19 protein-coding genes and 1 pseudogene are annotated in these 20,620 nt (G+C 61.8%); 10 read left to right on the forward strand and 10 right to left on the reverse strand.

What is annotated here, in order from left to right:
* Position 1 precedes the first annotated feature (1 nt).
* From MHX61_RS04750 to lspA, 4 genes are read right to left on the reverse strand one after another with little or no spacing between them, the layout of a single operon-like run.
* A complete protein-coding gene (locus MHX61_RS04750) occupies positions 2-1,042 on the reverse strand; it encodes an HNH endonuclease signature motif containing protein (RefSeq protein ID WP_204608395.1) in 1,041 nt (346 codons plus the stop codon).
* Positions 1,043-1,102: 60 nt separating this feature from the next.
* On the reverse strand, positions 1,103-1,639 hold the full coding sequence (locus MHX61_RS04755) for a hypothetical protein (RefSeq protein ID WP_204608393.1): 537 nt from the start codon (positions 1,637-1,639) through the stop codon (positions 1,103-1,105).
* Entirely contained in the window at positions 1,636-2,562 is a 927-nt protein-coding gene (locus MHX61_RS04760) for an RluA family pseudouridine synthase (RefSeq protein ID WP_239193213.1), read from the reverse strand. Before MHX61_RS04760 ends, MHX61_RS04755 begins: the two co-directional genes overlap by 4 nt.
* Entirely contained in the window at positions 2,555-3,046 is a 492-nt protein-coding gene (gene lspA / locus MHX61_RS04765; RefSeq protein WP_370658403.1) for a signal peptidase II, read from the reverse strand. Before lspA ends, MHX61_RS04760 begins: the two co-directional genes overlap by 8 nt.
* Positions 3,047-3,087: 41 nt before the next feature.
* On the opposite strand from lspA, the gene MHX61_RS04770 reads away from it, so the two are divergent.
* Positions 3,088-4,029 (forward strand): DUF6263 family protein, encoded by a 942-nt coding sequence (locus tag MHX61_RS04770; RefSeq protein WP_239193215.1) that lies wholly within the window; start codon positions 3,088-3,090, stop codon positions 4,027-4,029.
* Here the strand turns inward: MHX61_RS04770 and MHX61_RS04775 are convergent, their stop codons facing one another.
* Entirely contained in the window at positions 4,030-4,680 is a 651-nt protein-coding gene (locus tag MHX61_RS04775) for a hypothetical protein (protein WP_049377625.1), read from the reverse strand.
* A gap of 108 nt (positions 4,681-4,788) precedes the next feature.
* Here MHX61_RS04775 and MHX61_RS04780 point away from each other — a divergent pair, with 108 nt between their 5' ends.
* Entirely contained in the window at positions 4,789-5,682 is an 894-nt protein-coding gene (locus MHX61_RS04780; RefSeq protein ID WP_239193217.1) for an asparaginase, read from the forward strand.
* Here the strand turns inward: MHX61_RS04780 and MHX61_RS04785 are convergent.
* Entirely contained in the window at positions 5,679-7,067 is a 1,389-nt protein-coding gene (locus tag MHX61_RS04785) for a DNA polymerase IV (RefSeq protein WP_204608387.1), read from the reverse strand. The two genes, MHX61_RS04780 and MHX61_RS04785, sit on opposite strands and share 4 nt — an antisense overlap.
* 158 nt (positions 7,068-7,225) lie before the next feature.
* Here MHX61_RS04785 and MHX61_RS04790 point away from each other — a divergent pair, with 158 nt between their 5' ends.
* The 6 genes from MHX61_RS04790 to MHX61_RS04815 all read left to right on the forward strand — a co-directional run bounded on the left by MHX61_RS04790 (position 7,226) and on the right by MHX61_RS04815 (position 13,497).
* Positions 7,226-8,206, forward strand: coding sequence for an ABC transporter ATP-binding protein (locus tag MHX61_RS04790; protein ID WP_239193220.1), 981 nt, complete (start codon positions 7,226-7,228; stop codon positions 8,204-8,206).
* Between the two features lie 9 nt (positions 8,207-8,215).
* Complete coding sequence (locus MHX61_RS04795; RefSeq protein WP_150851776.1) at positions 8,216-9,277, forward strand: ABC transporter substrate-binding protein; 1,062 nt, start codon at positions 8,216-8,218, stop codon at positions 9,275-9,277.
* Between the two features lie 3 nt (positions 9,278-9,280).
* Positions 9,281-10,945, forward strand: coding sequence for an iron ABC transporter permease (locus MHX61_RS04800; protein ID WP_204608381.1), 1,665 nt, complete (start codon positions 9,281-9,283; stop codon positions 10,943-10,945).
* Complete coding sequence (locus MHX61_RS04805; RefSeq protein ID WP_239193222.1) at positions 10,935-11,558, forward strand: metallophosphoesterase family protein; 624 nt, start codon at positions 10,935-10,937, stop codon at positions 11,556-11,558. The genes MHX61_RS04800 and MHX61_RS04805 overlap by 11 nt, the downstream gene beginning before the upstream one ends.
* Before the next feature lie 65 nt (positions 11,559-11,623).
* The gene (locus MHX61_RS04810; protein WP_204608377.1) at positions 11,624-12,268 is read left to right on the forward strand and encodes a GntR family transcriptional regulator; all 645 of its coding nucleotides are present in this window, start codon (positions 11,624-11,626) and stop codon (positions 12,266-12,268) included.
* Complete coding sequence (locus MHX61_RS04815; protein ID WP_239193225.1) at positions 12,265-13,497, forward strand: MFS transporter; 1,233 nt, start codon at positions 12,265-12,267, stop codon at positions 13,495-13,497. The genes MHX61_RS04810 and MHX61_RS04815 overlap by 4 nt, the downstream gene beginning before the upstream one ends.
* 71 nt (positions 13,498-13,568) lie before the next feature.
* Here the strand turns inward: MHX61_RS04815 and ileS are convergent, their stop codons facing one another.
* Entirely contained in the window at positions 13,569-16,739 is a 3,171-nt protein-coding gene (gene ileS, locus MHX61_RS04820; protein ID WP_239193228.1) for an isoleucine--tRNA ligase, read from the reverse strand.
* A 288-nt stretch (positions 16,740-17,027) separates the two neighbouring features.
* Between ileS and MHX61_RS04825 the strand changes: the two genes are divergently transcribed.
* Positions 17,028-18,029, forward strand: coding sequence for an HNH endonuclease signature motif containing protein (locus MHX61_RS04825; RefSeq protein WP_239193230.1), 1,002 nt, complete (start codon positions 17,028-17,030; stop codon positions 18,027-18,029).
* A gap of 75 nt (positions 18,030-18,104) precedes the next feature.
* Here MHX61_RS04825 and MHX61_RS04830 read toward each other — a convergent pair whose 3' ends face one another.
* From MHX61_RS04830 to MHX61_RS04840, 3 genes are all read right to left on the reverse strand, one after another.
* A complete protein-coding gene (locus MHX61_RS04830) occupies positions 18,105-18,326 on the reverse strand; it encodes a zinc-binding dehydrogenase (RefSeq protein WP_200435444.1) in 222 nt (73 codons plus the stop codon).
* 99 nt (positions 18,327-18,425) lie between these two features.
* The gene (locus MHX61_RS04835) at positions 18,426-19,595 is read right to left on the reverse strand and encodes a DivIVA domain-containing protein (RefSeq protein WP_239193232.1); all 1,170 of its coding nucleotides are present in this window, start codon (positions 19,593-19,595) and stop codon (positions 18,426-18,428) included.
* Between the two features lie 203 nt (positions 19,596-19,798).
* Positions 19,799-20,092 (reverse strand): YggT family protein, encoded by a 294-nt coding sequence (locus MHX61_RS04840; RefSeq protein WP_150850916.1) that lies wholly within the window; start codon positions 20,090-20,092, stop codon positions 19,799-19,801.
* A gap of 209 nt (positions 20,093-20,301) precedes the next feature.
* Between MHX61_RS04840 and MHX61_RS04845 the strand changes: the two are divergent.
* Positions 20,302-20,620: pseudogene (locus tag MHX61_RS04845) on the forward strand (IS30 family transposase); the annotation flags it as partial.

A 20,620-nucleotide genomic window follows, 5' to 3' on the forward strand; every position in this document is an offset into this window, starting at 1 on the left:
TCTACGCGGTGGTCGTATTCGTGGGCCCGGTATCGACGAGGTCCGGTGGGGGCGGATCCCAAGGGTTAACCCAGCGAACGCCGCGGGCCGTGCGTTCGAAGCGGCCATTGCGCGGCGGGCCGGTGCGATGGTCATCATTGCGGCCGTTGTGATAGGCGCAGGCGGTGGTGAGGTTCTTCGCATTTGTCCACCCGCCGCCGGCCCAGCTGAAAATGTGGTGGACCTGGCACTCATCGGCAGGCTTATTGCATCCCTTGACCGGGCAAGTGGGATTTTCCGCCGCGGCCATCATGAACTGCTTCCAGGTGGCCCCACGGCGCATGCGATAGAGGTTCACTGGGCCCTCTACGGGGTGGAGCAGGGTGACAAATCCCTCCTCAGCAAGCGCACGCTGGGCCAATTCAGCACCCGTAATCTGCGCGCCATTGGTCATGGTCAACACCACATCGTCGCTGCCATGGGCTACGCCAACCAGCTCATCCAGTGGCACTACAACGTTGGTGCGCACGGTTGCGGCGGCGCCAGTACCGGTGCGGAAGAGGGAGGTGACGTCGGCAAGCGAACCGGCATGCTGGTGCAACTCGGCGATGAGTGCGGACGGCCCAGTGATGGACAGCGTCCAGGGTTTGCCGGCGGCGCGGCGGCGCAACCGCACCCCCGGCTTGGGTTCGCGCGGCGCGCGCATCTCGCGCAGCTTCTTGCGGGCACGCCTTTCCATCTCCCGCGTATCGCACGCGATATGGGTGAGCTCGGCGCGCAGGGCCCAGGCGCGGGCTTGGGTGGGCGCGCGCCGCGCATGCTTTTCGATGACCTCCAGCGTCGGCAGCGAATGCCGGTTGCGGCGGGCCCCGTCCACCGCGCGGCGTTGGCGGCGGCGAAAGCTGGTGGTCCCGAAGTAGACCTGCGCGAGCTGCGCAATAGTGTCAGCCGTGGCATCGGGCATGCCAGCGGCGGTAAGGTCCGCGGCGGAGGCATCGGCGGCCTCGGCGAGGATGTCCATCGCCGAGTTGAGCGCCGCGATATAAGCCCGAATGTGTTCCATGCCCTAGATGCTAAAAGCGCTGGGCGGCCACCGCGCGCCGCAGGGGCCAGGAGGGCGATATTAGCTGGGAGGGCGGATGGCGAAGCTGCCCCAGGCGGCGTCCGCGGGCGCGGGTTCGACGGCGGCGACGGAGGGGGTGGAGGCGACGTCGGCAAGCTGGGCGCCCGACCCCCACACCACGGCGGCGCTCACCGCGGTGGGGCGCTGCCCATAGGAGGCATCGATGCGGTCGAAGGCGCGTTGGATGACCGCGGCCCGGTCCTCGCCGGCGGTGGGTTCGGGGACGTCAATGGGGGCGGTGGAGCCGATCAGGATGGCATCCATGCGCGGGGCCGCGGCGACGGCGGCCGCAGCGGCTACGGGTGGCAAATCCTCGTCGAAGGTGACAAGGGCGTAGGCAGGCGCGTCCGGAATGTCGCTACCGGACACGCGCGCAATATACTCCGCGCGCGTCTCGCCATCTGGGCCGAGCTGGTCTCCTTGCACCTGCGAAGAAGCCTGGGTCCCTAAGGTGCCAAAAAGCGCGAGCGCGGCCAGGAAAAGCACCGCAAGCACCGCTAGGGCCGCTAGCCGACGCCGCCGGTAGACCTTCCTCATCCCCGCAGAACCTCCAAGGCGTGCTCGAGATCGGCCGGGTACGGCGCTTCAATCTCGAACCACTTGCCGGTGCCGGGGTGGGTAAAGCCGAGCTTTACCGCGTGCAGCCATTGACGCTGAAGCCCAAGGCGCTTAGCCAAGTTGGGATCCGAGCCGTACATTGGGTCGCCCACGCACGGGTGACCGGTGGCAGACATGTGCACGCGGATCTGGTGGGTGCGACCGGTCTCCAGGTGCACCTCGATGAGGCTAGCCTCGCGAAAGGCCTCGATGAGGCTGTAATGGGTGACAGCCGCTTTGCCGTCGTCAAGCACGGCGAACTTCCAGCCCGACTTGGGGTGGCGGCCGATGGGCGCATCGACGGTGCCCTCGATGGGATCCGGCAGCCCCTGCACCACGGCGTGGTAGGTCTTTTTCACGCTGCGGTACTTAAAAGCATGCTTGAGCGCCGAATAAGCGCGCTCCGAGGAAGCCACGACCATCACGCCAGAGGTGCCCACATCGAGGCGGTGCACGATGCCCTTGCGCTCGGTCGGCCCGGACGAAGCCACGGTATAACCGGCCGCGCGCAGCCCACCAATCACCGTCGGCCCGTCCCAACCCACGCTGGGGTGCGCGGCCACGCCCACCGGCTTATGCACACAGATGATATCGGCATCGTCGTAAAGCACGTCCATGCCCTCGACCAGCTCTTCGCGCGGCAGCAACGGCTTTTCTGGCTCCGGCAAAAGCACGGAGACCACGTTGCCGGAGGTCAACCGCTCGGACTTGCCCAGCTCTTGGGAATCGATGGTCACGCTGCCTTCGGCGCACAGCTGCGCGGTGGCGCTGCGGGACAGGCCAAGGAGCTTGGCCAGGGCGGCGTCGGCACGCATGCCTTCTAGGCCTTCAGGAATGGGGAAGCTGCGCATCTGCCTATTCATGCTCGGCCTTCCTTTCCTCCAGCACCATGGCGATGATGAACAGCACCACGCCGCAGGTAATGGCCGCGTCCGCAATATTGAACACGGCGAAAGAGCCGACCGAAATATAGTCCACCACGTGCCCGAACCAGAAGCCGGGGGCGCGGAAGATGCGGTCGGCGAAATTACCCAGCGCGCCTCCGGCGATAAGCGCTAGGCCCACTGCCTGGCCGGAGTGGGTAATGCGCGGGGCGGCAATGGCCACGCCGAGCACAAAGACCAGCTGGATGGTGGTAAAAAGCCACGTCGATCCCTCCCCGCCCATGGAAAAGGCGGCGCCAGGGTTAAAAAGCAGGGTAAACCGGAACCAGTCCCCAATGACCGGCAGGGGCTCGCCCTCCGTAAGGATGGAGAGCATTACTTGTTTCACGGTTTGGTCCACCAGCGCCACGGCGATGACAACCGCGGCGATAAGTCCTGTCTTGCTCCTTCGTTTTTGACTCACCCGCTCTATTCTAAACGGGAGCGTCCGGTATTTTGGTAAGCGTGTTTCGAGTCAAAGTTTTTGCAGCCCTGACCACAGCCGCCGTAGCGCTTACGGCGTGTTCCTATGAAAAGCCGGGACCCGCGGTAGAACAGCCCGTGGGCCTGACTATCGACGCCCCACGCGTAACCGTGGACAATCCCGGCACTGGGGAGAAAAAGCTCCTGGAATACCGCGATATCGACTCCACGCAGGACGTGAACTACCGCGTTACCGAGGGTTTTTCGCAGGACCTGCTCAAAAAGTCAGCGGCCGAGAAGTTTCAGGCTTCCGACGTCGAATCCACCACCACTACCCTGCCGCTATCGGCCAAGGTAGATAAGGCTAGCGAGGACGTTGAAGATCAGCTGCCGGCCACCCGCAATGCCTTCGTCACGGCCGGCGCGCCGGAAACTTCTGGCGACACCGACGTCTCCTCGGCCGAGGGATTTCAATTTGGCTGGCGCGGCCAAAATACCGGCCAGATGAATTCCTTGCGCCTTGCCGCACCCCAGGAGGCCACGGATGAAGCCCGTGGCTCCGTGGAACAGGCAATTATGAAGCTGACGGCCCTGCCCGTGGTTTTCCCCACCGAGGAGGTAGGCAAGGGAGCGAGCTGGACGGTGGATTCGCGCGTTACCGGCGAGTCCCCCCTGCTGCAGACCACGCGCTATACGGTCGCTTCCATCGAGGGCGACCAGGTCAAGCTCAACGTAGAGGTAGAACAGCGGCCGTCGCTAGGCGCGCTGTCCTTTGAGGGCCAGGCCCAGGGCACGGAGTTGGAGGACAAGGAGCTCAAGGTTGTGGACTCCAGCACCCAATCCAAGGGCAACATCACGGTGGACCTGAGCAAGCCGTTGCCCGTGGGCGGTGACGTATCTTTCGACACGAAGGTCATTTATGGCGCCGCCGGCTCGGAGCTGCGCGTGGTGCAGTCGAGCCTGACGGAGCTGAACTTTTCCTAATTACTCGGCCGGGGCTTCTACGGGGGCCTCAGCTGGGGCTTGCTCGGCGCCGGCAGCCGGGGCGTCGCCTTCAGCCGGGGCAGCGTCGCCCTCGGCCGGTGCCGGGGCGGGTGCAGAGGCACCGGCGCCGGTATCCGCGCACATCTCCGGAACCTGCTCCGGCGGCACGGTGTTTTGGATGAGGGTGCAAGCCCACGCCTTGGAGAGCTTCCAGGTGCCATCTTCGTACACGAACTCCACCTGGTCAGCGGTCTGCTGCTGGCCGTCAGCGGTAGTGAAGTTCACGGTGGTCAGCACGGACTGCGGGTCATAGCCCGGAAGTACGGGATCGACGACCTCGAACTCGGCGCCGGATTCCTGCTTGGACTGTGCCATGGTGTCAAAGATTTCCGGTGCGGTCTCGCCGCCCTGCACGGTGGCGGTCTTTTCCTGCTCAGAGGCGTTCGGATCGGTGGCCTTGGCCAAGATGGCGTTGAGGTCCGCCGGGGACGGCAGCGCTGGGGCGGCGGAATCGCCGTCGGAAGAGGCGGATTCCTGCGCCTCGGTGTTGGTGGCGGCGGTATCGTCCTGCTCGTCGTCGGAAGAGCAGGCGGCCAGGGCGGTGGCCGCGGTCAGTGCGAGGCACGCGGCGCTAAACTTGCGGAATTTCACTTCTAACTCCTCACGTCTGGGTTCTAAACTCCCATCAGTTTACAGCTGCACCAGCCTTTTCCGGGCTGCGCCCGCCGCGTGGGCGGAGATTTCTTTAACCTTGAGTGCATGACCCGACTTGCTTTGATCGCCACCGGCGGCACGATCGCGTGCACCACCGTGGCCGATGGTTCCCTGGTTCCCACCATCTCCGGCGCGGACCTTGCCGCTGAAATCGACGCCGAGGTAGTGGAGTTTCGCCAGCTCGACTCGTCCTCTATTACTTTGGCGGACCTCGATGAGCTCATTGCGGTGGTCAATGAGCTCACCGCGCGCAAGGATATCGGTGGTGTGATCATCACGCATGGCACCGACTCCATGGAGGAAACCGCGCTGGCGTTGGAGATTTTCTGTGGAGGGGAAAAACCCATCGTGCTTACGGGCGCGCAGCGCGCCTACGATCACCCCGCGGCCGACGGCCCCACCAATCTGCGGGCTGCCCGCGAGCTTGCGGCCAGCGGGCGCCCCGGGGTTTTCCTCTGCTTTGGCGGCGAGACCATCCCGGCGCGCGGTGCGCGTAAGCGGCACACCAGTGACCTGCGCGGGTTTGAGTCGCTGCCCGTTCCTGGCGCTACCCCGCGATTGAACCCTGCCCCGCTGGCGTCGCAGCGTATCGAGATCATCCCCGCCTATCCGGGAGCGGGGCGCCTGCTGGTCGACGCCGCCGTAAACTCCCCCACCACCGGTCTCATTGTGGAGGCCATGGGCTCGGGAAATATGGGCGAGGACATGGGCCGCGCGCTTGCCGACGCCCTCCACGCCGGCCTCCCCGTCATCATTTCTACCCGCACACCCTATGGCCCGACGGCACTGGCTTACGGTGGCGACGGCGGTGGCGCGAGCCTGGGCAAACGTGGCGCCATCAACGCCGGATGGTTCCGCCCGAGCCAAGCGCGAATCCTGCTCGCGGCGGCGCTGGCCACCGGTACCGATCCGGCAGAGCTTTTTGCTCAGGAGGGCTAGTCCTCGCTGGTCAGCCAGTCTTGCCAATCCAGTGAGTCGAGCGGGTCTGCTGGCACGAGCGCGGGATCGTCGGCCGCGAAGGATTTGGTGCGGCCGGGACCCGTGGCGCGGGTTTCAAAGCGCACGCTGACCACCCCGTGGCCGGCGCCTTGAATCCAACCGTGGCCGTAGTCGGGATGGAAGACGTCCTGCGTGGCGTGCCACTGGTTATCGGTTTCTTCCTCCACCGTCACCGTAGGCGCTGGAACGGCCGGTGCTGCGTCGTCGCTCACCCCAGTTTCATAGTCCGTGTCTGCCGGTGCAGGGCGCACTATTTCGCGGTCTAGCTCCGGAAAAAGCACGTCTTGGCGAGCGGTCTCTAGGCCGGAATAGCTCACCCCTACCAGGCGGATGGGCCCCAGCTCATCGGGGTAGCGAGCAAGCTTGAAGGCGGCGGCGGTGAGCACGGCGGCGTCGTCAGTCGCGTAGGGCAAGGTGGTCGAGCGCGATTCGATATGAAAATCCGCCATGCGCAGCTTTACCGTTACGGTGCGCGCGCCGCGCCCGTCCTTAAGCAACCGGCGGTGAGCGCCCTCAGCCGCGCGAGTGATGGCTGCATCGACCTCAGGGGCGGTCTGCAAGTCTTTCGGGTAGGTGTGCTCAGTAGAAATCTGTTTAGAAATAGCGCGCGGCGCCACCTCACGGTCATCAATGCCGCGGGCCAGCCGCCACAGCTGCAGCCCCACCACGCTGCCGATGGAAATCTCTACTTCCTTGCGCGTCATCGCCGCCAGCTGCCCAATGGTCTCGACGCCGATGGACTTGAGCTTCGCGCCGGTCACCGGGCCGACTCCCCACAGCTTGTTCACCGCAAGGGGGTGCAGCATTTCTAGCTGGCGCTCCGCTGGGATAACAAAGGTGCCATCAGGCTTCGCTTCACCCGATCCAATCTTGGCAAATTGCTTGCCCGATCCCGCCCCAATGGAGCACGGCAGGCCCGTCTCCTCCCGAATGAGCGCGCGCAGCTCATCCGCCCAGCGCTTGACCTCCTCCGCGCTCGCTCCTTCCAAGGCGGCGGGTTCCATAAAGGCTTCATCGATAGAAAGCTGCTCAATGACCTCCACGTGTTGCGCGATAATGCCAAATACGCGGCGCGAGGCCGCTGAATACACCGCCCGGCGCGGCTGCACCACCACCGCGCGAAGTCCAACAAGCTGCTGCGCGCGGTACATCGGCATGGCCGAATGCGCACCGTACACGCGCGCCTCATAGGAGGCGCCAGCCACCACGCCGCGCCCGCTGGTGCCGCCCACCAAGACGGGACGCCCCTGCAGGGTAGGCCGGGTTAGCTGCTCGACGGAGGCGAAAAACGCGTCCATGTCGATGTGTAGAACCCAGCGTTGCATGCGGCCCAGTCTAATAGGCGCACCTCCACATGCACTCCTGGGTGTTTGTGCGCCGTTAATTAAAGCTTTTATTTCTTTCCATATTCACGTCACCCACATGCAATATTACGGCCTTATCTTTTTCGAGGTTATTTCTTGAAGAAAGTATTTCGCTGATTATGAACTCACCCCACGTCATCTTGCGCGGCGTTAAGCGCGAATTCGCCGATAATACGGGCCTCCACGAGACCGATCTAAGCATCAACCGCGGTGAATTCATCTCTATTCTGGGTCCCTCCGGCTGCGGTAAGTCCACCCTGTTGCGCTGCATCGCCGGGTTGGAAACTCCTGATGCGGGCACCATTGCCATTGGTGAGAGAGAGGTTTATGGTCCGCGGACCAATGTGGCCGTCAACAAGCGCCGGCTGTCGATGGTCTTCCAGGACCTCGCACTGTGGCCGCACATGACGGTGGAAAAGAACATCGAGTTTCCGCTGACAACCCCAGGCAATAAGGTGGCGGCAGGCCAGCGATCCGAGAAGGTGCGCGCCTGCATGGACATGGTGGGCATCACCAGCAAAGCGAAGGCGCGGCCAAACCAGCTCTCCGGCGGCCAACAGCAACGCGTCGCCATCGCCCGTGCGTTGGTTTCGAATCCGGACCTCCTGCTCATGGATGAGCCACTGTCCGCCCTTGACGCCGCGCTGCGCGTGCAAATCCGCGCCGAGCTCACCCAGCTGGCACAGGAGCTGGGGCTGACGGTCATCTACGTCACGCACGACCAAGCCGAGGCACTTGCCATGTCGGATCGCGTCGTGGTTATGAATCAAGGCCACATCGAACAATTCGCGGATCCGGTCACCCTTTATGAACAGCCGGCCACCGATTTCATCGCTGGCTTTGTAGGCACCATGAACCGCCACCCACGGCTGCCCAGCGTACGTCCAGAAAGTCTCACCGTCACCACTGCGGAGGAGGACACCGGCGCCTCCCCGCGCCGGGTCGAGGCGCAGGTTCTTGGCGCTCACTACATCGGTGGGCGCTACGAGTTGCGCTGCGACGTCCCCGGGGCGGAGGAACCCTGGGTGACGTATTCACCGCATCGCTTCACTCGCGGCGAGACCGTCTACCTCAACTATCCATCTTCTCTTTCTGCATAGGAGCCACACATGTTTACCAAGAAGTTCACCGCCACCATCGCCACCACCGCTGCTGGTGCGCTCGCCTTGACCGGTTGCGGATCCGTCGAGGACAGCGCCGATACCGCCACCGACCAGTCCACCTCTTCTGCCGAAAAGTGGCAGGCACCTGAAGGCCTGTCCGGCGAGGTGGATTACTACTCGGCTAACCCGCAGGGGCTTACCGACGCCCTCGTGGAGGCCTTCGAAGAAAAGACCGACGTCCACGTCAACGTCTTTGCCGATACCACCGGCAAGATCACCGCCAAGCTCAAGGCCGAGGAAGCCAACCCGCAGGCTGACGTGGTCTACCTCGCCTCCTGGGCGGCAGCTAGCAAGCAGGAAAAGTCCGGCGCCCTTGAAAAGTACACGCCGGAGGGAGCGGACAAGATTGAGTCCAAGTGGGCGTCGGAAAGCGGGGCGTTTACCGGCCGCGATGGTTCGGCCCTAGCGCTGGTAACCAACACCAACGTCGTGGACGAGGCCCCGAAGGACTGGGAAGATCTCACCGATGAAAAGTACAAGGACCAAATCATCATGCCGGACCCGCGCGAATCCGGTACCGCTGCCGACCTCATCGCGGCCATGGTAGACCAGTGGGGCGAGGAGAAGACCTGGGATCTCTTTGACAAGCTCTTTGACAACGGCATGATCGTCCAAGGCGCCAATGGCCCAGCGCTCGACCAGGTCACCTCCGGCTCGCGCGGCATTGTCCTCGGCGGCGTTGACTACTCCGCATACTCCGCGCAGAAGAAGGGCGAGCCGCTCGAGGTTGCTATCCCAACCTCCGGCACCACGGTTACCCCGCGCCCAGTCATGATCCTCAAGTCCTCCGATAACAAGGAAGCCGCAGAGGCATTCGTGGACTTCATGTTCTCCGATGAGGCACAGGAGATCTCGGCCTCCAAGAACATGATCCCGGCCAATAAGGACATCGCTCCAAAGAATGGCCCGAAGCTGGATGAGATTAAGACCCTCAACGATGACCTCGATGGCCTGGTTTCTCAGTCCAAGGACATCAAGGAAACCTTTGCTAAGCGCTACCTGAAGTAACCAATGAGCTCCACCACCACTCCCCAACGTCGCCTTGGGATCTACGGGGTCCTTCTCATCTTGCTCGCCCTCGTCGCCGCGCCGCTAGCCTCTGTGCTGGTCAACGCGGCCGTGGGCTACCACGATGAGCCCTCAGCCCTAGGCAGCATTGTCCAACCGGGCATGCTGCACATCCTTGGCAATACCATCTTGCTGTCCGTGCTGGTCGTGGCATTTGCCACGCTCATGGCCGCGCCGCTCGCCTTCCTCCGTTCGTGGACGCGGTTTAGCAGGGCCAATTGGATCGAGATCGTCATCATGATCCCGTTTATGACCCCACCCTTTGCGGCAGCGATGGCGTGGATGGATTTCACCCGCCGCGGTGGTGTGGCCGAGATGCTGCTCGGCCACGGCGCCGGCAAGCTCGCCCACGATGCCATATACTCGGTGTGGGGAATGGCCTTCATCATGGCCGCGGAGCTCTTTCCATTCTTGTACCTCATCCTGCGCACCTGCCTCAATTCCATTCCGGCGTCCACGCTGGAGATGGCACAGATAGCCGGCGCGAGCCGCTGGCAACAAGCCGTGCGCATCATCGCTCCGAACATAATCGGCCCCTTTTCCCTCGGCGCGCTGATTATCTTCATTAAGGCCGCCGGCGAGTTTGGCACCCCAGTCACGCTTGGCAACGCCATTGGCTACAAGGTGCTCGTCTCCTCCATCTATGAAGACGTCACCATCGACCCCCTCGATTTTTCCAGCGCCGCTGCCTCCTCGTCGGTGCTCTTTGCCATCGGCGTGGCCGCCTGGGCCTTCCAACAATGGATTTCACGCCGCGACCTCTCCGGCGGTGGCCGAGTAAGCCGCCCCGTACGTATCCGCCTCGGCTCGGTCGGCACCATCTTCGGCGCTGTGGTGACCGCAACAATCTTCATGGCCGCGGTGGTCATCCCCTACCTTTCCATCACCTTGGCCGCGATGACCATTCTGCGCTCGGCCCCGCCTACGCCTAATAACCTGACCTTCGATTACTTTTCCATCGTTGTGCAGATGCCCACCGCTCAAGAGGCACTTGTTCGCTCCATCGGACTAGGCGCCCTTGGCGCGACCACCGCCGTTGCTCTCGGCGTCCTCGTCACGGTGCTCACCCGCCGCCAAAGCACCATTACCGCAAAATTCAGCGATTTCTTGGCCATCGCCCCCGACACCGTTCCCGGAATTGTCCTGGCCATTGGATTTATTTTGCTGTGGAACTCTCCCTGGCTGCCATGGTCGCCCTACGGCACTATGGGCATGCTAGTTATGGCCTTCACCGTGCTCTTTTTGCCCATGGCCATCCAAAACATCAAGGCTTCAGCAGAGTCCGTCTCCCCTACCGTCTACGAGGCCGCTGCAATTTCCGGCTCCTCCACTCTGCATACCTTTGGGCGCATCACCCTGCCCCTGCTTGCCCCTGGCATCTTCGCTGGCTGGCTCCTCGCCTTCTTCGTAGGCATCCGCGAGCTGGTCATGTCCTCACTCATTCGCCCGAGCCAAGTCAACCTCTTGGCTCCGTGGATCATGAACCAATTCGATCAAGGCCACCGTGCCGAGGCCATGGCTATGACGCTCATCGGCGTCGGAACCTCCACCGTTGTCTTGGTAGCTATCACCTGGTGGCAAAACCGGAAGGCCGCACATGCCCGCTAGCATTTTTGTCTTTGCCGATCTGCACCTAGGCCGCCCGGGCGCCCCTGGGCTGGACTGGGCCCTGCAAGAACTCGAAGTTGCCGCCAATAGTGGAGCCACGGCGTGCGTGTGCTTGGGCGATATCATCGACCGCAACGCTGAGGCGTCCGAATTCGTGCCCCAGGCCCGCGCCGTAATGGCCCACGCTGCCACACTGTTCGGCGAGGTCCACTTCATTTCTGGCAACCACGATACCCACCACAACCTGGACTTACCGCCCGAGGTCACAGTCCACGGCACGCAGGTGCATACCTTTCGCATAGGAAACACCACGGTTCTAACCGCAGCGGTGGCCACCAATCCGGACCCGCGCCACCTCCAGCTTCCTCCCCGCCGCTGCGACGGGCCCCTCCTCGGCCTCCTACATTCTTCCGTCACCGGTGAGTTTTCTAAAGGCACCTGCCTGCCGCTTTCCGTGGCTGAGCTACAGGCCTGCGAGGCCGATGCCTGGATCCTCGGGCACGTCCACACCCCGCACACGCTTGCCGACGCCCCCTTCATCGGCTGGGTCGGCATGGGCCACGGCTTACTCTTCGACCCCGATACGTGCCACGTCACACGTTTGCCTAGCTAGATCCGTTCCCCACAAAGTGCCACTGCACGCTTGCTTGCATGCAAGCTTGCATGCAAGATGGATGCATGTCCAATGAACGAATGCAGCCCGCCGCGGAGCGCGCCTATGACTTCGTCAAAGAGAAGATCATTGACGGCTCCTTCGAGCCCTCGCAGATGCTTTCCGAGGCCTCCCTGGCTACCGAAATGGGAATTAGCCGCACCCCGATGCACGAGGCTTTCCTGCGCCTAGAGGTCGAAGGCTTTCTACAGCTCTACCCCAGGCGGGGTGCACTCATCGTGCCGATCAGCCCGCAGGAAATCCGCGAGGTTTATGAGGCACGCTTGCTCGTGGATAGGCACTGTGCTGAAAAGATCTGCGCAATGTCTGATGCCGAGCGCGCGGACATCGCTGATCAGCTGGACGCGACCATCGCGGAGCAGGACACTGCGTTGAATGGCGCAGACCTGCATGCCTATACGCACCTAGATGCGCGTTTCCACCAGATCATCATGGATGGCGGGGCCAATACCCTGCTGGCCGGGCTGGGACACCAGCTGCGCGAACGCCAGCAGCGTTTTACCGCCACGGCCATTGGCCGCAACGTAGCCCGCGCCCGCACCTTCGTGGATCAGCACCGCGCGCTTGCCGATGCCCTCCGCACCGGCGACCTCGACGCCTACCTTTCCGCATTGGACACCCACCTAACCAACTCGAGGAATCAACTATGACCGAAAAGTTTGCCAAACACTCATGGTTTCCCGTCGCTGGCAGCATGGTCGCTGTCGCGTGGGGCGGCAATGAGTTCACCCCTCTCCTAGTCATGTACCGCGAGGAGTCACACTTCTCGCAGGTCACCGTCAATGGCCTCTTGGCCGCCTATGTGCTCGGCATCGTGCCTGCGCTGCTGATTTCTGGCCCGCTTTCGGACTACATTGGCCGCCGCCCCACGATGCTGCCTGCCGCGCCACTATCGCTACTCGGTTCCTTCCTTCTGTCCATCGCACCGAACGAGCCACTCGTCATTGCCGTGGGCCGCATCATGTGCGGCTTGGCTTTGGGCATCGTCATGGCCGTCGGCTCCACGTGGGTGGCAGAGCTCATCACCCGCGCAGGCGGCGATCCCGCTGCCGGCCCGCGCCACGCCTCCATGTGCCTGACATTAGGCTTCCTCATCGGCGCCGGCCTCGCATCGGTGCTGGCCCAGTGGGGCCCGTGGCCGACCCACTTGGCGTATATCCTGCACATCCTCCTCACCGTCGCCACCGCTATCTGGCTGATGAAGACCCCGGAAACCCGCCCGCCGCGGGGCGCTACGGTAAAAGACTCCTTCCTTGACCTGAGCATCCGCGACATGCTGCGCATGCTGCACATTCCCTCCGCAGCACACCGCCGCTTCGTGCGCATTGTCCTGCCGGTCGCACCGTGGGTCTTCGGCTGCGCTGGCGCCGCCTATGCCCTCCTGCCCCAGCTTTTGTCCAAGTCTGCCGGCGATGCCCCCATCGCTTTCTCGGGCCTGATGACCGTTATCACCTTGGGCTGCGGCGTCGGCATCCAGATGCTCGGCAAGGTTATCGATACCAGCCGCTCCGCCCGCGCTTCCGCAGTTGCCATGGGCGTTATCACTGTGGGCACCATCCTCGGCGCGGTTGCCTCCCATACTCGCTCCCTGCCGCTCGGCATCGCCGGTGCCGCTGTCATGGGTGCAGGCTACGGCCTCGCCCTTGTAGCCGGTCTCTCTGAGGTCCAGCGCATCGCCCGTGCCGAAGAACTCGCCGGCCTCACCGCCGTGTACTACTCGGTGTCCTATACCGGCTTCTTCATCCCCATGGCCTTCAGCGCACTCGCGCCGCTGCTCGGCTTTACTACCCTATTCCTCGTTGGCGCCGTGCTCGCACTGTGCTGCCTCGTTAACGTCGTCCTCGGCTGGCGCGCTCACCTGCCCGGCCCGGTCCGTTAAGTCCTATCACTCATAAAAAAATTGCCCAGCCGCTAAGGCTGGGCAATTACTTTTAGGTGGCGGCTTAGGCGCTACTGCTTAACGACGGTAGCGTTAACCCCCTTCACCACCTCGTGCACGTCCGCACCATCGAGCGCCTCGGTGGTCACCTGGAAATCGGTGGCGAGCACTTCACCGGCGATGTGGTCGGCGTGACGCTCCGCCCAGGCCTTCTTCTCCTCTGGGACAGAGAGTACGGCCGCGATGCGGTCCGAGACCTCGAACTCAGAAGCCTTGCGGGCATCCTGCAGGCCGCGGATAACGTCCGCCGCCCAGCCTTCGGCCTCGAGCTCTTCGGTCACCTCGGTATCGAGTACTACCAGGCCGTCGAGGCCTTCGATACGCGCGGTCGACTTCGGATTCGCTGCCTGCAGGCGCTCGGTGTACTCATCCGGGCCAAGCACGATATCGCCGTCCACTACAACCTCTTCGCCGCGGCGTTCGTAGTTGCCCGCCTTGAGGTTCTTGATGGCGCGCTGCACGTCCTTGCCCAAGCGCGGGCCGGCAACCTTCGCGTTGCAGACAACCTGGAAGGTGCCTACCGAATCGACGTCGTCCGTAAGCTCAACTTCCTTAACGTTGACCTCGTCGCGGATGATATCGGCAAAGTCCGCCAGGCGCTGCGCCCCATTGAGGGCCACCGTCAACTTCGGCAACGGCAAGCGGTTGCGCAGCTTATTGGACTTGCGCACCGAGGACGCGGCCGAAGCGACCGCGCGGGTCGCATCCATCGCAGAGACAAGCTCTGCATCGGACGGGTAGTCCGCAGCCTGCGGGTAATCCGCCAGGTGCACCGAACGCTCACCGGTCAGTCCACGGTAGATAACCTCTGCCACGTGCGGCAGCAGCGGTGCCACCACGCGAGTCACGGTCTCCAGCACGGTGTACAAGGTATTAAACGCCTCAGGATGGGCGTCCTCGCCCTCCCAGAAACGATCGCGCGAGCGACGGACGTACCAGTTGGTCAGGACGTCGGCAAACAGGCGTACTTCTTCGGTTGCCGTGGCGATATCGGTATCGGCAAGCGCCGCGTTGACATTGGCCACGACGTCGTGGGTCTTGGCCAAGATATAGCGGTCCAAAACATGCGTGGAGCTGGTGTCGAACTTTGCTTCCTTTTCTGCGTAGAGCTGCAGGAAGGTATAGGCATTCCAGATAGGCAAGATTGCCTGGCGCACGCCCTCGCGAATGCCCTGCTCGGTCACGATCAGGTTGCCTCCGCGCAGGATAGGCGAAGACATCAGGAACCAGCGCATGGCATCCGAACCATCACGATCAAAGACCTCATTGACGTTCGGATAGTTGCCCTTGGACTTAGACATCTTAAGGCCATCGTTGCCCAGCACGATGCCATGGGCCACGACCTTCTTATACGCCGGGCGATCAAAAAGCGCGGTGGACAGCGCGTGCATCACATAGAACCAACCACGCGTCTGACCGGAGTACTCCACGATGAAATCGGACGGCGAGTGGGTCTCAAACCATTCCTTATTCTCGAATGGGTAGTGCTTCTGCGCAAAGGGCATCGAGCCGGACTCAAACCAGCAATCCAGCACGTCTGGCACGCGGCGCATCATCGACTTACCGGTCGGATCATCCGGGTTCGGGCGCACCAACTCGTCGATATGCGGACGGTGCAGCGACTCCGGGCGGACACCGAAATCGCGCTCCAGCTCATCCAAGGAGCCGTAGACATCCATGCGCGGATAGTTGTCATCATCGGACATCCACACCGGGATAGGCGCACCCCAGTAGCGGGTACGAGAGATATTCCAGTCGCGCGCGCCCTCGAGCCACTTGCCAAACTGGCCATCCCGGATATGCTCCGGCAGCCACTCAATCTCCTTGTGGTTGAGCTCCACCATGCGATCGCGGAACTCGGTCACCTTCACGAACCAGGCCGGCAGCGCCATGTAGATAAGCGGCTCGCCCGAGCGCCACGAGTGCGGATAGGAGTGCTCGATGGTTACGTGGCGCACCACTCGCCCAGCAGCCTTCAGGTCCTTGATGATGTCCTTATTCGCGTCAAAGACCAGCTGGCCCTCATAAGGCGGAACCTGCGAGGTGAACTTGCCGTCCTCGTCCACCGGGATGACCAGCTCGATGTCGTACTGGTTGGTGGTATTCATATCGTCTTCACCAAACGCAGGAGCCTGGTGTACCACACCGGTGCCGTCCTCTGTGGTGACGTAATCAGCGATCAAGACCTGGTAGGCATTGCGCAGATCCGGGAAGAAGCCGAAGATAGGCTCATAGGTAAAGCCCTCGAGTTGCGCGCCGGTAAACGTCTCCAGTACCTCGGCCTCCCCTAGTTCCTTCTCCAAGGTGGCCAGCAGGTTTTCCGCCATGATGAAGGTACGGCCAGCAAAATCGCCCTCCGTAGCCTTAAAGAGCACGTAGGTAACCTCTGGATGAACCGCCAAGGCCTCGTTCGAAGGCAAGGTCCAGGGGGTGGTGGTCCAGGCGAGGAAAGAGGCGTCGGCAAGCGCAGGGTACTCCGCCAACGTCTTTTCTGCCGCGCTTCCCTCGCGCGCGCCCTCCACTGGGAAGGTAACCGTCAGGGTCGGATCCTGGCGCATCTTATAAGAATCGTCCAGGCGGGTCTCCTGATTGGACAAAGAAGTGTGCTCCGCCCAAGAGTACGGAAGAACTCGGAAGCCCTTGTAGATCAAGCCCTTGTCATAAAGCTCCTTGAACGCCCACATGACCGATTCCATGTAGTTGATATCCATGGTCTTGTAGCCGTTGCCAAAGTCCACCCAGCGGGCCTGGCGGTTGACGTACTCTTCCCACTCGTCGGTGTACTCCAGCACGGACTTAGCGCAGTATTCATTGAACTTTTCCAAGCCCATGTCTTCGATCTGCGCCTTTTCAGTGATACCCAGCTGCTTTTCCGCCTCCAGCTCAGCGGGCAGACCGTGGGTATCCCAGCCGAATACGCGAGGTACGTAATTGCCAGCCATCGTGCGGTAGCGCGGGACAATATCCTTCACATAACCAGTCAAAAGGTGGCCATAGTGCGGCAAGCCATTTGCGAATGGAGGGCCATCATAAAAGATGTACTCTGGGCAGTCCTTAGTCTTTTCCAGCGAAGCCTGGAAGGTATCATCCTGCTTCCAGTACTTCTGGACTTCCTCTTCCATATCTGGGAAGCGGCTGGAGCCGCCGGTCATGTCGACCTTGGGGTAAATCTTCTTCGCCATAATTATCCTTCACTCTTAACACGGTGCAGGGACGCGCCTTTAAGGCTCGCGGTACCACCCTGCTTGAGCCCGAAGGCTCCGCTTCGTTTCGGTGAAGGAGTTGACGGTCCCACCCGTTCAGTTCTACTGGGCCACACTGGCTGTTCTTCTGAATTGCTCCCCGGTGATGGCCGGATCACTGCGTGTAGGCCACAGTATAGCGCCCCAGAATCTTAGTGCACAAGAAGTTATCCACAGGCTAAAAATTTTCCCTTGTGGGGGCTTGCGCGGGGAAATAGATTGTGAATCGTGAACGCGCTAGATACTTACCTCGCAGCCATGGCACCCGGGATGGACATCGTCCTCGGGTGCGCAGGCATATCTGAGGACGACCTCTGCGCGCGAGGCGCCGCTGAAAAGACGGCCCGCGAGCTGGCATTGCTAAAAGAGGCGTACTGCGGCACGACCAAGTTCACAAGGAAGCGTCGTCGTGCCATCGAAGGAGCTCAGCACAATGGGCATTCCATCGTTGCTTTATCCATCATTGAAAAGTATGCGCGCAAGATGCCCACGCTTTTCGACGCCTGGGTCCTCCGCGAACAGCTATGTACCACCAAGGCCACAGCAGCGGCACTAGAAAAGCTGGCGCAATCCAAGGTTCCGAAGAAAAAGCGCAAGATAAAGCCTGGTATACGCATCATCCGCCGCAAGGATGCGCCGTGGACGCTAGCGATCGACGGCTCATCCTCGTTCATTGCTGACCTCCACGCGGCCGTGGAAAACCAGGATAAAAAGCCGCTGGATGTGGTGGAAGATACCTTCTTCGGCAGTGATACGGGGCAACGAAGCACGGTGGTAACCAATGTCATCGTGCGCCTGGAAGACTACGTGCGCATCGTCAACGGCGATGGTGAGGAAATCACCTTGCAGATGACCAACGGAGCAACGCTTACGGGTGCGCAGTATGTGCGCCGCACGTTAAAGGAGCATGGGCTCATTACCCTGGTGAGCCCGTATGAAGGCGCGGTGAACCTGTACCGCACGGAGCGCTTCGCCAATGCTAAGCAGCGGTTGATGGCGGGTGCGGAAAATCCGGTATGCCCATGGCCGCGCTGCGCTAAGCCTGCCGACGAATGCCAAATTCACCATCTGGAGCCGTGGTTGCACGGTGGATTGACCAATATCGCGAACTTATCCACAGCCTGCGCGTACCACAATGGCGCCAACGATGACGATCCCAACGCCCCGCCGCTGCGCGGGCGACTTGCCCGAACCAACGGACGGATTCGGTGGCAACCGCCCGATTGCTAGAGCCCGACCGCGGAATAAGGCGCCTCGTGCGCCTTATTGGCATGCCTGCAACCGAAAGCTTGGGGTCTCGCGGCGTTAGTCCTCGCGGAAGGCTGCGCGCAGCGCCTCCTGCTCGGGGGATTCAGTTGCTTGGGCTTTATCAGCGCGATGCTTATGCGCCCAGTCCAGGATGAAGCACACGAGTCCGATGCCGGCGGCGGCAAAAACGATATACAACGACCAGTCGGCTCCCGAGATAACGAAGTTGACCAAGGCCACGAATGCCACGAGGGCGAGAACTAAAGCGGCTACGAGCACAGTGGTTCCTTTCGGTAGGGGCGGGCTATAGCACGACGGTCTAAAACAACAATAGCGCCCCCGCCGCGGTGGCGGGGGCGCTAGGAAGAACGGGGTGGCTTAGTTGTTGCCAGCCTCGCCGTTCGGTGCGGCGGTGCCGCGGGTAGCCAGCTCTTCCAGCTGAGACTCCAGCAGGGTCTTCAGGCGGGTGCGGTACTCGCGCTCGAAGGTGCGCAGCTCGGAGATACGAGCCTCCAGTGCGGTCTGCTGCTGCTTGACGGTGTTCATAACCTCGGTGTGCTTGCGCTCGGCATCGGCCTGCAGGGAAGCAGCCTTCTCCTCTGCCTGGCGGATTTGTGCCTCTGCGCGAGAGGAAGCATCAGACTCGGTCTGCTTTGCCTTAGCCTCAGCGTCAGATACCAGCTTCTTGGAGCGGGAATCTGCGTCCTGCAGCTGGGCGTCGTACTTCTTCTGGGCGTCAGCAAGCTGTGCCTTGGAGCGGGAATCGGCGTCGGTCAGCTGCTTCTCGGCGGCGGTGCGTGCCTCGGACAGCATGGACTCGGACTCCGCACGAGCCTCGGAGGTCAGGCGGTCTGCCATCTCCTGTGCCAGTCCCAGAACGCGGGCAGCCTGCATGTGGGTTTCTGGGGTGGCCAGGCCATCGGCGGTCTGAGCCGCACCAGCGCCTGCGATACCCGCAGCCGCTGCACCAGCCTTGGAGGAACCAGCTGCGGAAGCCGACTTCTTCAGCTCGTCGTTTTCCTTCTTAGAAGCCTCGAGGTCCTTCTTTGCCTGGGCTGCCTCGGCGCGAGCTGCCTCGGCGTCCTTCTTGGCCTGAGCCGCCTCATCGCGGGCTGCCTTCAGGTCTGCGGAAGAGGAAGCAGCGGCAGAGCCAGATGCCTTAGAAGCCTCAGCCTGGGCAGCCTTAACCTGCTCCTGTGCCTTCTTGGTCTCTTCCTTGGCACGGGAAACCTCGGACTTGGAGTCCGCCAGCTTGGTTTCGTACTCGGCGCGCAGCTTAGCCTCAATCTCCTTGCGCAGCGCAGCCTCATCGGTGCGGGTGGAAGCCGCAGTTGCGGCACCAGCAGCACCGGCGCCAGCACCCGCCTTGGCCTGGGAGTTCAGATCGCTAACCTGCGCCTGCAGGTCTTCGTTCTCATCCTGCAGCTGGGCAAGGGCGTCCTCTACGAGGTCGAGGAACTGATCCACCTCGTCTTCGTTGTAGCCGCGCTTGCCAATTGGCGGCTTGCTGAACGCGACGTTGTGAACATCAGCTGGTGACAGTGGCATGTCTTCTCTTCCCCTTCAGGTTGGTACAACCCCGGAGCTTCCAGGGCCTTAGGAGTGCGGTTCAGGTCTAGCTAAACCTTCCCCACAAAGGTACATGTGGTTCATAATACGGGTTATCGCGATTTATCGTAACCAAACGCCCACAATAATCGACGCCCCGCCGAGTCTCAACGTTTACCACAGGTTTCGAGGCGACGGGGGTGCTAAGTCAGGAAAATTATCCGCAAGATCATTGTGAGTATCGAGAGCAAGACGAACAGCACAAGCACCGATACATCAAGCGCTACGCCACCCATTTGCAGAGGCGGGATCAGGCGGCGCAACGCCTTGACCGGCGGATCCGTAATTACAAACAGAGGCTCCGCTACAACCATGAACCAGCGTGGAGGGTTGAACTGCCGCGAGAAGGACTGGATCATCTCAATAATGATGCGGGCGATGAGCACCCACGTATAGATCCGCACGAGCAGGATAAGAATAATTCCGAGTTGTGTCACAATGACCGAGCCTATCGAATAAACCCCCGCGGGTGCCCAATCGGCACTCCTTGATTTCTAGCGGTCGTGGAAACACCTGACATGGGTTGGGTGATTGTGTGGAGTCGAAATGGGTTCCGGATTCTGTTGTCGTGGCGCGGTTTGCGTCGTTGGTTCGGGCTGGTAGTTCAATACGGGTGGCTGCTGGGGTGGTTGGTTTACCGCGGTCGGTGGCTTATCGGCTTGCTGGTGAGCTGGACTTGCCGCGCAAGCGCCGCAGGCGTATTAGCTCGGCTGACAGTCAGAAAATAGCTCGCCTGTGGCTGGAAGGTGTGGCACCAATGGATATTGCGCGCCAGCTTTCTATAGGCTCTACTCCGGTATATCGAATCGGTATTGAGCTTGGTTTGTGGAAACGCAATCCGTACGGCCGCAAAGCTGCGGCAACAACTCGCCGGTGTAGTTATCTGCAACTGCGTGTAAATGCTTTAGGGCGCAAAGATGCCGCTTTAGCCTGTGGCATTCATCCGCGTGATGCTGCTGATATGG

It is taken from the genome of Corynebacterium sp. ACRPF, from assembly GCF_022347395.1.
Classification (GTDB): domain Bacteria; phylum Actinomycetota; class Actinomycetes; order Mycobacteriales; family Mycobacteriaceae; genus Corynebacterium; species Corynebacterium tuberculostearicum_D.

What these genes read in the sequence shown, in the direction of transcription:
- MHX61_RS04805 (WP_239193222.1), top strand. Translation starts at nt 10,935, where the DNA reads ATGCCCGCTAGCATTTTTGTCTTTGCCGATCTGCACCTAGGCCGCCCG.
- ileS (WP_239193228.1), bottom strand. Translation starts at nt 16,739, where the DNA reads ATGGCGAAGAAGATTTACCCCAAGGTCGACATGACCGGCGGCTCCAGC.
- MHX61_RS04780 (WP_239193217.1), top strand. Translation starts at nt 4,789, where the DNA reads ATGACCCGACTTGCTTTGATCGCCACCGGCGGCACGATCGCGTGCACC.
- MHX61_RS04795 (WP_150851776.1), top strand. Translation starts at nt 8,216, where the DNA reads ATGTTTACCAAGAAGTTCACCGCCACCATCGCCACCACCGCTGCTGGT.
- MHX61_RS04760 (WP_239193213.1), bottom strand. Translation starts at nt 2,562, where the DNA reads ATGAATAGGCAGATGCGCAGCTTCCCCATTCCTGAAGGCCTAGAAGGC.
- MHX61_RS04800 (WP_204608381.1), top strand. Translation starts at nt 9,281, where the DNA reads ATGAGCTCCACCACCACTCCCCAACGTCGCCTTGGGATCTACGGGGTC.
- MHX61_RS04835 (WP_239193232.1), bottom strand. Translation starts at nt 19,595, where the DNA reads ATGCCACTGTCACCAGCTGATGTTCACAACGTCGCGTTCAGCAAGCCG.
- MHX61_RS04790 (WP_239193220.1), top strand. Translation starts at nt 7,226, where the DNA reads ATGAACTCACCCCACGTCATCTTGCGCGGCGTTAAGCGCGAATTCGCC.
- MHX61_RS04810 (WP_204608377.1), top strand. Translation starts at nt 11,624, where the DNA reads ATGTCCAATGAACGAATGCAGCCCGCCGCGGAGCGCGCCTATGACTTC.
- MHX61_RS04750 (WP_204608395.1), bottom strand. Translation starts at nt 1,042, where the DNA reads ATGGAACACATTCGGGCTTATATCGCGGCGCTCAACTCGGCGATGGAC.
- MHX61_RS04815 (WP_239193225.1), top strand. Translation starts at nt 12,265, where the DNA reads ATGACCGAAAAGTTTGCCAAACACTCATGGTTTCCCGTCGCTGGCAGC.
- MHX61_RS04755 (WP_204608393.1), bottom strand. Translation starts at nt 1,639, where the DNA reads ATGAGGAAGGTCTACCGGCGGCGTCGGCTAGCGGCCCTAGCGGTGCTT.
- MHX61_RS04785 (WP_204608387.1), bottom strand. Translation starts at nt 7,067, where the DNA reads ATGCAACGCTGGGTTCTACACATCGACATGGACGCGTTTTTCGCCTCC.